Here is a 13,812-nt window from a genome sequence, read left to right as displayed (position 1 = left end):
TGAACTTCTTGAAAAGTGAAAAGACCTTTAAAGCAGGCATTCAAAGGAAGCGAAAGAAGGCAGCGATGAGTCGAGAGTATTTATCGCAAGTCTTAGAGACATGCGGGGTTTCATGATTTTTCCGTGGCTTTATGATTTTTTCCATGGGTCGTGGTGTAATACTTCACCATATTTAATTTGATATGGTGTAGATGTTGTTGACGTTGAGTTTTTTGAAGTTATAGGAAATGTTTTTAAATTAAATAATATCTCAGGGATATCAACAATAGCTCCTTGATTATTTGTAAAAGATAATTGGTCCTATTATTTTTTCAATTTTTGTAACTGAATCAACATTTGTGAGAGCTTTGTGATGGATGTAAAAAGTTTTTCCTTTAATGGGTGTGAGTTAAAGTATGTGTATCATGAGTCACTCTGTCCTGAAAAAATAATTTTCTTTTTTCCAGGGGCTTATGATCGCTCGAAGGGAGATGTTCAATTCCAGAGAAATAGCTGGTTTCCTGATTATATTGAAAAATACTCTTGCGTTTTTTTTGATGATCCGACAATAGATGAGAATAATAATTTAACCATTGGGTGGTTCCAAGGCGATAGATCGAATGCTCTATGTTGTGCTTCACAGCTTGTATCAAAGATCGTAAAAGACAGTGGGCTTAGTAATAAAGATGTTGTTTTTTTTGGTTCTTCTGCTGGTGGCTTTGTGAGCCTAAAAATGTCTAATATCTATACTGAAAGTACGGTTGTTGCTATTAATCCTCAAATATATTTGAATAAATTTTATCCAAGATTGTACTCTGCTATGATTGATATATGTTATCCTGATCAAGTAGAGAATGATAATGATATTATTGAGCGTATCTCATATTCTCCTGAACTAACAGGGCGGTATGGAAAAGTTTTTATAATCCAAAATAAATCAGATACGTTTCATTTAGTAAATCACGTTGGTGTTTTGCAAAAAAGATTCAACTTCTTTCGGGTTTTTGACGTGACTTCATTTCAAGAAGGCTTTAAGTCTGAAAATAGTTTTAATATTGTGTTTTATGATGATGCGGTATTGGGACATAATCCTCCAAGTAGGTATGATACAAAGTTGATTATGAAAGAGATTTTTGGTTTCTAATTTTGATTGGGTTTTTTGAAGCTTTTATAGTCTTTCGTTATTTTTTCGTTTTGTATTTTTGTAGGTTTTAACTATTACAACAATAAACTATGAAAATATAGGTATGTGTTAATTAGGTGCATTAAGATCAAAGTGGTTGAGTAGATTGAAATGCAAGCGTAAAGAGAGTTGCCTAGAGTAGAATTTACTCAATACGAGTCTTGTATGGGTTAATGGGTTAATAGGTTTATAATTTTTCTTTACGAATTGAATAACTATAAAAGTAGGCTTTATTATGACAAAACTATTCGATAACAAAGAGATCAAATCTATTGAGAACCAGATTTTAAATGTTAAAAATGAATTGTTAAAAACAGTAAAAGCAAACGCTGATAAATTAACACGAGACTTGATAGTTGTTCAGAATTGTTTATATGAACAACTTGAGAGCCTATCTTGGCTACAACGTCGTTTAAATATCAAAGGACAATTGCCCCCTTTGCGAGGATGGGCGACATCCCCAGATGTTCTTGTTCGTTTACATTCACATATAATGGATGTTAAGCCTAATGCGATTGTTGAGTTTGGCAGTGGTGCGTCAACTTTAGTGATTGCAGATGCTTTAAGTCAAAATGGCAAAGGTAAGCTCTTTTCAATAGAACATAGTGATCATTACGGTGCGCAGACTTTGGCTACCTTAAAAGCTGAAAAGTTAGAAAAGTGGGTCGATCTACGGATTAATGCGCTAGAGCCATGGCATGCAGATCACTTAAACCCAGCGGATGCTGAGAAGCCTTCTTACTGGTATGCGCAATCATCTTTAGAAGGTATTAGGAATGTCGATTTGCTATGGGTAGATGGACCGCCAGGCGCCACCTGCCTTTACAGTCGTTATCCAGCATTACCCGCCGTGGTTGAAAAGTTAGCGCCAAATGCAGAGATCTGGATGGATGATACAATTCGTCAAGAAGAGAAAGACATTTGCCATCACTGGGCGGAAGCCTATGAATTTGATTTAGAATATTATTCCTTAGAGAAAGGCCTAGGGCGTTTAACTAAATCCAGAACAAAAGCTTTAATTGTTACTAAAGAAAAAGACTTAGCTGTAATTGATACAACTGTGCCTTTTTCTGAAAAATCCCTAGGCTTAGATTTCTCCCTTCCTGAAGAGCGCTAATTAGCGCTCTTAGTCTTATTGTTTCTGTATTAAACCCCTAAAGGATGAACCATGCAGTATTTTGGCACCGACGGTATCCGTGGCTTTGTAGGCCAATTCCCGATGACACCAGACTTTATCATGAAACTTGGATGGGCTGCGGGCAAAGTTTTAGGTGCAGAGGGCACTCAAGAAATTCTAATTGGCAAAGATACGCGCGCCAGTGGTTATATGATCGAATCTGCGCTGGAATCGGGTTTATCCGCTGCGGGTGTCAATATCGCTCTAGCAGGCCCTTTACCCACACCAGCAGTGGCTTACTTAACCTCTACCTTCCGTGCGGATGCTGGGGTGGTAATTAGTGCGTCACACAATCCTTATTACGACAACGGTATTAAGTTTTTCTCTAACGAGGGATCAAAGTTATCGGATGCACAGCAAAAAGCGATTGAGAAGATGCTGCAACATGCACTTGAGCATGGCATAGAGTGTGTGGCATCGGAACATTTAGGCAAAGCTCGCCGTATCGAAGACGCCGCTGGGCGCTATATCGAATACTGTAAGCGCAGTTTCCCGAGCCATTTACAACTGACGGGCTTAAAAATCGTTGTGGACAGTGCCAATGGCGCCGCTTATAAAATTGCTGCTAAGGTGTACCGTGAGCTGGGTGCCCAAGTTATCAGTATTCATGATCAACCAAATGGTATCAATATCAATGCGCAGTGTGGCGCAACCTCATTATCCAGTCTTGTTGAGGCGGTGAAGAATCATCAAGCGGATATCGGCCTTGCTGTTGACGGTGATGCAGACCGTATTATGCTAGTTGACCATACTGGAGCTGTTGTAGACGGTGATGAGATTCTCTGGATACTGGCTCGGGATGCCCAAAGAAAGGGGTACGAGGGGGGAGTTGTGGGCACGCTGATGGCAAATTTTGGTTTAGAGTTGGCATTGCAATCACTTAAGATTCCGTTTGTCCGTGCCAATGTAGGTGATCGTTATGTGATGGAGCAGCTAAGTAAAACAGGCTGGCGTATTGGAGGCGAGGGGTCTGGTCATATTCTTTTGCTAGATTATGCTCAAACAGGTGATGCAATAGTGGCATCGCTGCGTGTATTGGCATTAATGGTTGAGCAACAAGCCTCTTTAGCGGTTTTGAAGCAAGGTATGCAAAAACTGCCTCAAGTATTAATTAACGTAAAATACCAAGACACCGGTATTAATCCTCTCGACACACGCCCTATGCGTGAACGGTTAGTGAGTATTGAGAATCGTTTAGGTCAAAATGGGCGAGTGCTATTAAGAAAGTCAGGTACAGAGCCTTTGATTCGAGTAATGGTCGAGGCGACCTGCAGAGAAACAGCACAAGACTGCGCTGAAGCGTTGGTTGAAATGTTAGTGTAATGTAAAGCTGTTTCATTTTTATACTTGATGTGTTTTCTAAAGGAATTTAAACATGTGTGGAATTGTTGCGGCCAATGCATCGGTCGACAGTATTGATTTTTTAATCAGTGGATTGAAACAACTAGAGTATCGTGGATATGACTCAGCGGGTTTAGCGGTACTAGGTGAAAGAGAACCCCAGCGGTATAGAGCGCTGGGGCGTGTTGCAGAATTAGAAGCATTAACCCAAGCACAAAAAGCTCAGGGGGCTTTAGGCATAGCCCATACACGCTGGGCAACTCATGGTGTTCCTGCCGAGCGTAATGCGCATCCGCATATCTCTGGCAAACTGGCCTTAGTGCATAACGGTATCATCGAAAACTATGCGGAATTAAAAGCGCAACTTCAAGCCTTAGGTTATGAGTTTACTTCGGATACGGACACTGAAACTGTCGCGCATCTAATCGAGTATCAATTAAAATCCCATCCAGATCTATTGATGGCTGTTCAAGTGGCCTTAACTCAAGTGAAGGGTGCTTATGCATTGGCCATTATTCATCAAGATTTTCCTGATCAACTGATCGTGGCACGTGAAGGGTCTCCCTTAATGCTCGGAATCGCTGATAATGGCATCTATGCCGCTTCTGATGCGTCTGCTTTGATCAGTGTGACTCGTCGTTTGATCTATTTGGAGAACGGTGACATTGTTCGTATTCAGCAAAACCTGCTAGAGATCCATGATGCGAAGGGCAAAACAGTCGAGCGCACAGAAACCTTGTCACAGCTTTCAGCCAGTGCAGTAGAGTTGGGACCATATCAGCACTTTATGCAAAAAGAGATGTTCGAACAGCCACAAGCGTTAGGCAATACCTTAGAAATGCTCAGTGGTATGGCGCAGCTAGATCCGGGTTTATTTGGCGCTCAGGCGGCTGACATCTTTTCTCAGGTTGATTCTGTGTTAATTGTTGCCTGTGGAACATCAAGTTATGCCGGTATGACTGCTAAATACTGGATTGAGGACTTAGTCGGCATTCCCTGTAGTGTTGAAATTGCCAGCGAGTACCGTTACCGAAAGACCGTAGCGAATCCTAATCAGTTAGTGGTTGTAATCTCACAATCCGGTGAAACGGCTGATACGTTAGCGGCTTTACAAGAGGCCAAAGCGCTTGGTCATAAATTTACCTTAGCAATCTGTAACGTTCCTGAATCTGCTATCGTGCGTGAAACGGCGTTACGCTTCATTACTCGAGCGGGTCCAGAAATAGGCGTTGCATCCACTAAAGCTTTTACTACACAATTGGCGACGTTGTTTGTATTAACCTTAGTTTTAGCAAAGAAACATGGGCGTTTGTGCGCTGACTCAGAACAACAATACTTACAAGAGTTGCTGCACTTGCCTCTCGCCGTTGAAAAAGTATTGGCATTAGAGCCAGAAATTAAAAATTGGTCCGGGCATTTTGCCGATAAACACCACGCATTATTTTTAGGGCGTGGGTATCACTATCCGATTGCATTAGAAGGAGCATTAAAGCTAAAGGAAATTTCATACATTCATGCTGAGGCCTATCCAGCAGGTGAGTTGAAACATGGGCCTTTAGCACTTGTAGATGCCAATATGCCTGTTGTAATCGTTGCCCCTAATGACAGCTTGCTTGATAAACTAAAAGCCAACATGCAAGAGGTGAGTGCCCGTGGCGGTGTTCTGTATGTGTTTGCAGATGCAGATACGGCAATAGACTCCAGTGAAGGGATAGTAGTTTTAAAAATGCCGGAGCACTATGGCCTTTTGTCTCCAGTATTGCATGTTGTGGCTCTTCAGCTCTTGGCTTATCATGTCGCTTTAGTAAAAGGAACAGATGTCGACAAACCTCGTAATTTAGCTAAAAGCGTCACCGTCGAGTGAGTCAGTGTTTGCAGGGATTTTAATATGTCATTAGAAGTGATTATTTTAGCGGCGGGTAAAGGCAGTCGTATGCAATCAGCCTTGCCGAAAGTACTTCATCCTCTCAAGAGTAAACCCTTGATACAATGGGTTATAGAGAGCGCAAAAAAACTAAATCCACGCCAAATTCACCTTGTTGTTGGCTATGGTGCCGATCAAGTTAAAGCAGTTGTCAAGGATGAAGGTATTCAGTTTGCGTCACAACACGAGCAATTAGGAACAGGTCATGCAGTTGCTCAAGCGATGCCTCTGGTCAATGAACACAGTCAGGCTTTAATTCTGTATGGTGATGTCCCACTCATTTCTGCGATCACACTTAATCAGTTGCTCACATGCGCGACTGTTCCGAGTGTTGGGTTGTTAACCGTCGTCTTGGATAATCCGAAAGGATATGGACGAGTCCTTAGAAATAGCAGCGGCGAAGTGGTTGCGATTGTAGAGGAAAAAGATGCGAATGACGAACAGAAGTTAGTACGTGAGGTCAATACCGGAATCATGACTTTACCAGCGAGTTTGCTCAAGTCCTGGTTGCCGAAACTATCCGCAAATAATGCTCAAGGGGAGTATTATTTAACAGATATCATCTCAATTGCTAAAGAGCAGGGTATACCTATTCACGCTCAGCGGGCCTTATCAGCGGAAGAGGTCGAGGGTGTCAATACGCTTGAGCAGTTGGCAAGTCTTGAACAGCGACTGGATGATTAAATCTTCGCTACCAGTAATACCTTGTAATTAAATGAAAAAAGAGTTTTAAAATGACAAAATGTAGCTTTTCTGAAGGGAATTTGTATTATAGACAGGGTGAGTACACGAAAGCATTGAACAGCTACACTCAATCTGTCATTGAGCTTCCATCCTTTAAATACTCATATACTAACTTCTCGTTTGCGGCGATGAGATCAAATGTGCGTGCAGACGATATACATTTGCTTTTGCGGAGTATGTATTCTTTTCCTATAGATCTTGAAAATGACTATGCGCTTATTAAAAAGTCAAAATTAGTCAATGGGAAATGGTACAGAGAGGAATATAGAGAGTTTTTACCAAAGGGGGTTGATCCAATCCTACACTATATGGTCATTGGTTGGCGGCTTGGATTTAACCCATGTAAGCGTTTTGATACAACTTTTTATTTACAGAACTACGCCTTAGATGTAAATCAGAATCCTCTGGTTCATTATTTGAAAGAAGGTAAACGAAAAGGATATAAAATTAAGGGGGCTGAATCAAACCTTACCAATAATTTATCTGTTCAATTATGGAATGGACACTCTATTTCGGCTTTAAAAGAGCTTGAAAAAGTATATAAGGACACAGATTCAAAAGAAGAGTCGCGCTGGTGGGCAATGTGGCACACAGCACGTTGGTTGTATTTTTGTGGGGAAATAGAGAAGGCATTAGAATTTGCTTGCGAAATGCAGGGGCTAGTTGCCGCAAACAAATCTCGTAAGGAAACAGTATATCTTAGCTTTTTTTGTCTAATGAGCTTAGGGCGTCCTAAAGACGCGTATCAAGTACTTAAAGCGTATGTTGATTTGCACCCTAAGGATGCAGATGCTCATTTTGCATTGTCAAACTCTTTGGATCGTGATATTGACCGATTGGAAATGATCAACCACGCATTATCGATTCATGGGTTTAGTAAAATACGTATTAAGGATGAAACTAAGCCATTATCTATTGCAAATGTTCGAGGTGAACCTCTTCCAGTAATTAAAGGAAGTAAGAAAGTCTCAATAATCATGCCAATATACAGTGCAGGCGAGCAAGTGCGCATTGCAATTGAGTCCTTGCTCGAGCAATCGTATGACAATATTGAGATTATTGCGGTTGATGATTGCTCTCCAGATAACACATTTGAGATTCTTAAGGCTTTAGAGAAAGAAGACCCTCGCATTAAAGCCATACAGCCGCCAGTGAATGGTGGTGCTTATGCTGCACGTAACTTTGGTTTAAAGTTTGCTACTGGGGAGCTCTTAACAACGCACGATAGTGATGACTGGTCCCACCCGCAAAAAATAGCAACACAAGTTGCGTTCTTAGAAACGCATCCCGAAGTTAAGGGTTGCTCTGCACATTGGATTCGAGCTCAGCAAAACCTCCTGTTTACACAGAATTGGCGCCCTAATAACTGTTTAACCCACTGGAGTCAGTCTTCTTTTATGTTTCATAGAGATGTATTAGACACGATTGGTGAATGGGATCATGTTCGCATAGGTGGTGATACAGAATATATTTGGAGAATGCAGGCCCACTACGGCAAAAAAGCCTTTGCAAAGATTTTTGATGATACCCCTCTTGCGTTTGCGCTTGATGAGGAGTCCTCCTTGACGCGTACTAAGGCAACTCATGTTAGAACAGTTTACTTTGGACTTCGACACATATATCGAGAAATTTGTGCTTGGTGGCATGCATCAAATGAAAAATTAAAAATCAATGATGCAAAAAAAAATCGGGCATTTCCAGCTCCTCGTAGTATGTTTGAGAGATCTGATGACCCATTAAAATTCGATATTGTGATTGCAGGTGATTTTTCACGGTTGGAGGACTGCAAAAAAGTAGTGAAACACTTAGCTACAAACCCCAAGCAAAAAGTTGCCCTTTTTCATTGGCCTAGCTTCCATAAAGCTCCAGAGTCCTTGTGCACACTTTACTTTGAGCAACTTGAACAGGGTAAAGTTGAGCCCGTTGTCATGGGACAAATTGTTGAGTGTAATGAGTATAGAATAACAGATAAAAGTCTGATTGATTACCCACTTGATGGGTATCCTGATTTTATTGGATTCAAAATGTGGGGTGTTATTTGAGCAAAAATCGGGTTGATGAACTTTTATCCGCACTAGCACGAGCGGATGAAAGGCTAAAGATTGAGAAGGAACAGAAAAGCATCATATCGAATCAAATTGCTACTGCTGTTCAGCATCTATCGAGTGATGTACGTAGATCTGTATTAGAAGAAATGGTCGCTTTACTAAGGATTGATGAGCTAACAGAGAAAAATACAAGGCTATTAAGTCAAAATAAAATTCCCTTAAAAAATGCATCGTCATTTCAACAGCTGCTTGTTCAAGCAACTCGCAGAAGACAATTGTTTGATTTTCAGCCAGAATGGAAACTGAATAATAAGCGACATGCATATGAATTTATTGACAAGCTAGGAGTGAAAAGACCAAAGACCTATGCATACAATCAACCGATTAATAAAATAGTACCTATTAATGGATCGGTTTTAAAACCTGAAAATGGCTCATCTAGTCATGGAGTTTTTATTTTTGATGAATTAGGTGGTGTTTTTGAAGTGCGAACAGGAGAAAGTTTTTCTTCGGTTCAGAATGCTTTAGATAAAGCCTCGGATTTGATGAAAAGTGGTATTATTAAAAAAGATTCTTGGTTGTTAGAAGAGTTTATTGGTGATTTTGATGAAGGTGCATTAGTTCCACCCGTGGATTTAAAATTTTACTGTTTTTACGGTGAAGTCGGGTTTGTTCTAGAGGTTGAAAGGGCTAATGAAACTCGATATTGCGAGTGGATGCCAGATGGCAGCCTAGCGAGCACAGGTCGTTATAAAGATAAATCTTTTATTGGTAGTGGTTTTAGTGCCAGACATTTAGAAACGGCGAAGCATATCAGTAAAGAAATTCTGACACCGTTTATGCGAATTGATTTTATAAAGAGCAGAAAAGATTTTGCTTTTGGCGAATTTACTCCCAGACCTGGTCAGTTTTCATCTTTTAATCAGGAATTTGATAGATACTTAGGAGAGTGTTACTTGTCTGCTGAAGCAAGACTTTTTTCATACTTCTATAAAAACAGTAAAGTTAAGAGCTGAAAATGGAAAATGACAGTTTTGTTCTGATAGAAGAAGAGCTTTCTAAAATCCGAAATTCTTTTAAGGAAATTGATTCTCATATAAAAAGAATGGCCAAGTCAGGTGATTATGATAGCCTTAATAGTCTTAGGAAAAGGATTGAAAGGCTAAGCATAGTGCCTCCGGTTTCACATTCGTTTACTGTTGTGTTGAATGATTTGTTCTCTAAGTCATTCAAATTCCAAAGAATAGTTAATAGTAGTCTTATGGCCTCAATGGTCAGTAGTAGAAATAGAATTAATAGTAAAGCTGGTGGTAAAGATTTCTGTGCTGAGCTGGGCTGTCGCTTACCAAAAACATACCTTACAAACGCTTCATACAGTGACGTCAGAAAATTTGATTTTTCTGTCATTAAGAATGGGTTTGTACTTAAGCCAGTTTTTGGAGCACAATCAAAAAATGTGCATGGTCTTTTGCAAAATAAAAGTGGAGTTGTTAAAGATGTTTTTTCGGGAAAGACTTTTAGCTCAATTGATCATGCATTGACTAGCATTGCTCAAAACTCACCGTCTGGTCTTAAGTGGGAAGTTGAAGAGCTTATTTTAAATAGCGAAGGCGACTGTTCTTATGATGTTAAGTTTTATACTTTTTATGGGAAAGTTGTTTTGGTGCTCCAAGTAAATCGTTGGGAGAAGAGAAGAGAGGACGTTTTCTTTGATAGAAATGGCAATTTGGTGCAGGCTAAAATATCCCGTTATTATAGATCAGATGGGAAAATAGTGAATCCACTTTTCAACGAGAGAGATATAGAACTAGTTGAAAAGCTAAGCACAGAGATTCCATTTCCTTTTTGTAGGATTGACTTTTTAGCCGGTAGAGAAGGTCTTTATTTCGGTGAGCTTACCTTCAATGCAGGGGGGGCAGGTAGTTTCTACGATGAGTGGGATAAAGTCTTAGGTGAAGAGTTTGTGTTAGCTAAAAATAGATTGATTTTAGATCTACTAAATAACAAAGAATTTAAGACCTACAAAAAAATTTCTAAGTAAGGCTCGGAGATGCTGGATGTGAATATTCTTTTTATCGGTGGTAGTAATCTAGTTATACGAGATGGCTTGTCTGAAATGATACCCAAATCTTTAATGTCATCTGGTGTTGATGTTAAGAATGTATATAACATCGCTGTTGGCGCTACTACTTGTCTATTTGGTCTTGAGAATACACATCTCTTTGGGAAAAAGAATATCGATGTTATCTTTATAGAGTATGGTATTAATGATCTTCCTCTTTTTTCTAATGATAGAAAATTATGGGAGTACTCATTTTCCGCGTTGCTAGAATGTGTACGCAACAAGTACCCAAAGGCTCTAGTTGTAACAATTTTGCTTGGTCGTCGCAAAGAACGATTCTGGAAGAACCAATCGCTTATGCATGATAAAATGAAGCTTTTAACATCAAAGTATGGCGGTTTATCTGTCGATGTTGATAGCATGCTTAAAAGTAAGGCTGGCATTGTAGCCGCGTTCGATGATTTTTATCTAGATGATAGTCATTATAGTAGTCCATCTGTTACTAGCTATATATCACAACAAGTAGTATCTGAAATGTTGTTGGCACAATCAGTGAACTTTTTTTCTGATTCAATCAATGTAGCTATTGATCCACTTCCACGTCTTGATATCAGTAGCATTTCGGGGGAGATTAAATGCTTCGAAAATACAAGGTTTATGCAGAAAACCTCAATTCTAAATAAGAATGATAGCACAGTTGTACGTGTGAGAGGTATACCGGTAGGAGTTTCCTTTATTTCTGAGTATGAGTCTTGCTCGCTTTTAATAGAGGTTGATGGCTATAAGAAAATAATAAATACTAAAAGAAAAAAATCCTCTTTGGGGCGCTTTAGTTTTATTCTTAAGCACATCCCCTTGTATGGTTTTTTATCAAAAGATCTTGAAATAAATCGATGCTATGAAGTCAAACTGTCAGCGGTTGATATAAATAGTCCTGATTGGGATGATTCAATAATACAAAGCACTTATGGTATGGAGCCTGCGGACCATTCCACAAGTGGAAAAGTTTTCTTGTCACACATTACTTCGTGCTCTGGTACTAGGATTAATAAATGAATTGGGTAATAAAGACTATTAAGGATGAGAGATCATTTCAAAAATGGGGTGTTCCATCTGAGTTTTCTTCATTAAACAGTTTCGAAGATGCTGGTTGTATTGCAACGGGTGTCTATTCTATATATGAGCGTGGGGCACTAATAGACATTAATCTTGATGTTCAGAGTGGAAAACCGCTGTTAGTGTTTTTCAATGGCGCCCAAAAAAGAGATGTTGGTTTAAAGCTTCCTATCTTTTCAGGTTTAGGTGTTGCACCAAAGGGATTAGTTACAAGGCTTTCAATTAATGATCCTTGCTTGTATATGTCTGATGATATGAATATGGCATGGTATGTGGGAAGTAAGCATTATTCATTACAAAATGATATAATCCCACGTATCATTGATAAAATTATCACGGTTACTAATGCATCAAGCGTAATCTTTGTAGGCGGGTCCGCTGGAGGGGCAGCAAGTCTTTTTTACGCGAGGGCTTATCCAAATTCTTTCTGTATAACATCAAATCCGCAAACAAATATTCTTGACTATCATAGACCACACGTTAATAGGTTTTTAAAGAACTGTTTTGGTGTTGATAATGTTTCTATGGTTAAAAATAACCCCCGATTGATTGGTAGTCATGTTCTAAATATCAGGAAACATTACGGTGGTAGTGTTGTGAATCCTACTATTTACCTTCAGAATCTTCCCGATGAGCATCATGTAGAAAGGCACTATAAGCCATTCATGAAATCTCTTAAAGTAAAGATTCCTGATTCAGTTGGCACATATCAATTAAATAATAATCTTTTAGTCCACATTGGTGACTGGGGTAAAGGGCATAAAAGTGCTCCCCGTGATTTCTGGGCAGATATGATCCTGAAGGTTGTTGAAAAACAGGGTGAATGGATTGATATGTTTAAGAATGGTCGGAGTCCTGAGTTTTTATAAATTTTGTTTTTAGAATTATTATTTTCTCAGTTGTTGAGATTTTTTAAGATTGTTTCTCAATAATTGATTTTCTATTTTTATATTTTAAAGTGATTAAGAAATGAATAATATTAATATTGCCATTGCTGGTACTGGTTATGTAGGTTTGTCAAATGCTATGTTGCTTTCACAGCATCATAATGTTGTAGCAGTAGATATAGTGCCTGAGAAAGTAGAAATGCTTAATAATAGGATTTCTCCCATCGAGGATGCGGAAATATCTGACTTTCTTGCAAATCGAACCTTAAATTTTTTTGCGACCCTTGATAAAGAGTTGGCATATAAAAATGCTGATTTTGTTGTGATTGCAACCCCTACTGATTACGATCCAGAGACAAATTATTTTAATACTAAAAGTGTTGAGTCTGTCATACAGGATGTAATGTCAATAAACCCTAGTGCAGTAATGGTTATTAAATCAACTGTTCCTGTCGGTTATACATCGAATGCACGTGAAAAATTTAATTGCCCTAATTTAATATTCTCTCCTGAGTTTTTACGTGAAGGTAAAGCCTTGTATGACAATCTTTATCCATCACGTATTATTGTAGGTGAACAATCTGAGCGTGCACAGATCTTTGCTGGCTTGCTTCAAGAGGGGGCAGTTAAGAAAGATGCACCGATTTTATTTACAGACAGTACTGAAGCAGAAGCAATTAAGTTATTCTCAAATACGTATTTGGCAATGCGTGTATCCTACTTTAATGAGCTTGACACTTATGCAGCTGAGCACGGGTTGGACTCGCGTCAAATTATAGAGGGTGTTGGTTTAGATCCAAGAATAGGTGGACACTACAACAATCCAAGTTTTGGCTACGGTGGTTACTGTCTACCTAAGGATACTAAGCAACTTCTAGCTAACTATAAAGATGTACCAAATAATTTGATAGAGGCAATTGTAGAAGCTAACCGTACCCGTAAAGATTATATTGCAAGTGCAGTTTTAAAACGTAATCCCAATGTTGTTGGTATCTACCGCTTAGTTATGAAGTCTGGGTCGGATAACTTTCGTGCATCTGCAATTCAAGGCATCATGAAGCGTATCAAGGCAAAAGGGGTCGAAGTTGTGATCTATGAACCAGAGCTCAAGCAGGATGACTTCTTCCATTCAAAAGTTGTCCGTGACTTGTCAACCTTTAAAAAAATGTCTGATGTGATTATTGCTAATCGAATGTCAGAAAACTTATCTGATGTGGTTGAAAAAGTTTATACTCGGGATTTGTTCGGGAGCGATTAATTTCGTTCCTTTGCCATATCGTCCCTAGTGCATTCAGTATGCTACACTGTGCACTTGTGTGGAGCGCTAGGGATACCTCCAGCATAAGTCGAC

The 13,812-nt window shown here is 39.3% G+C and carries 11 protein-coding genes; all 11 read left to right on the top strand.

The features are described 5' to 3' along the window. Positions 1–352: 352 nt before the first annotated feature. The 11 genes from F5971_RS14310 (at position 353) to F5971_RS14260 (ending at position 13,719) form a co-directional block, all read left to right on the top strand. A complete protein-coding gene (locus F5971_RS14310; protein ID WP_193495595.1) occupies positions 353–1,123 on the top strand; it encodes a hypothetical protein in 771 nt (256 codons plus the stop codon). A gap of 274 nt (positions 1,124–1,397) precedes the next feature. Further along, positions 1,398–2,279, top strand: coding sequence for a class I SAM-dependent methyltransferase (locus F5971_RS14305; RefSeq protein WP_193495592.1), 882 nt, complete (start codon positions 1,398–1,400; stop codon positions 2,277–2,279). 51 nt (positions 2,280–2,330) lie between these two features. Further along, a complete protein-coding gene (gene glmM, locus F5971_RS14300) occupies positions 2,331–3,662 on the top strand; it encodes a phosphoglucosamine mutase (protein ID WP_193495590.1) in 1,332 nt (443 codons plus the stop codon). Between the two features lie 52 nt (positions 3,663–3,714). Then, the gene (gene glmS / locus F5971_RS14295; protein WP_193495588.1) at positions 3,715–5,544 is read left to right on the top strand and encodes a glutamine--fructose-6-phosphate transaminase (isomerizing); all 1,830 of its coding nucleotides are present in this window, start codon (positions 3,715–3,717) and stop codon (positions 5,542–5,544) included. Between the two features lie 24 nt (positions 5,545–5,568). Next, positions 5,569–6,288 (top strand): sugar phosphate nucleotidyltransferase, encoded by a 720-nt coding sequence (locus F5971_RS14290; RefSeq protein WP_193495585.1) that lies wholly within the window; start codon positions 5,569–5,571, stop codon positions 6,286–6,288. A 50-nt stretch (positions 6,289–6,338) separates the two neighbouring features. After that, entirely contained in the window at positions 6,339–8,390 is a 2,052-nt protein-coding gene (locus tag F5971_RS14285) for a glycosyltransferase family A protein (protein ID WP_193495583.1), read from the top strand. Further along, positions 8,387–9,412 (top strand): ATP-grasp fold amidoligase family protein, encoded by a 1,026-nt coding sequence (locus F5971_RS14280; RefSeq protein ID WP_193495581.1) that lies wholly within the window; start codon positions 8,387–8,389, stop codon positions 9,410–9,412. The genes F5971_RS14285 and F5971_RS14280 overlap by 4 nt, the downstream gene beginning before the upstream one ends. Positions 9,413–9,414: 2 nt before the next feature. Next, positions 9,415–10,437 carry an ATP-grasp fold amidoligase family protein gene (locus tag F5971_RS14275; RefSeq protein WP_193495579.1) on the top strand — a complete coding sequence of 341 codons (1,023 nt, stop codon included), beginning with the start codon at positions 9,415–9,417 and terminating at the stop codon, positions 10,435–10,437. A gap of 9 nt (positions 10,438–10,446) precedes the next feature. Beyond that, positions 10,447–11,514, top strand: a complete 1,068-nt coding sequence (locus tag F5971_RS14270; protein WP_036511667.1) for an SGNH/GDSL hydrolase family protein — start codon at positions 10,447–10,449, stop codon at positions 11,512–11,514. Beyond that, entirely contained in the window at positions 11,511–12,443 is a 933-nt protein-coding gene (locus F5971_RS14265; protein ID WP_036511669.1) for a hypothetical protein, read from the top strand. Before F5971_RS14270 ends, F5971_RS14265 begins: the two co-directional genes overlap by 4 nt. A gap of 109 nt (positions 12,444–12,552) precedes the next feature. Beyond that, positions 12,553–13,719, top strand: a complete 1,167-nt coding sequence (locus F5971_RS14260) for a nucleotide sugar dehydrogenase (RefSeq protein ID WP_036511743.1) — start codon at positions 12,553–12,555, stop codon at positions 13,717–13,719. Positions 13,720–13,812: the final 93 nt, after the last annotated feature.

Origin of the sequence: Nitrincola alkalisediminis, assembly GCF_009821115.1 — a bacterium.
Classification (GTDB): domain Bacteria; phylum Pseudomonadota; class Gammaproteobacteria; order Pseudomonadales; family Balneatricaceae; genus Nitrincola; species Nitrincola alkalisediminis.
The sequence above is the reverse complement of the archived record's forward strand: the minus strand, read 5'-3'. Positions and strand labels throughout refer to the sequence as shown.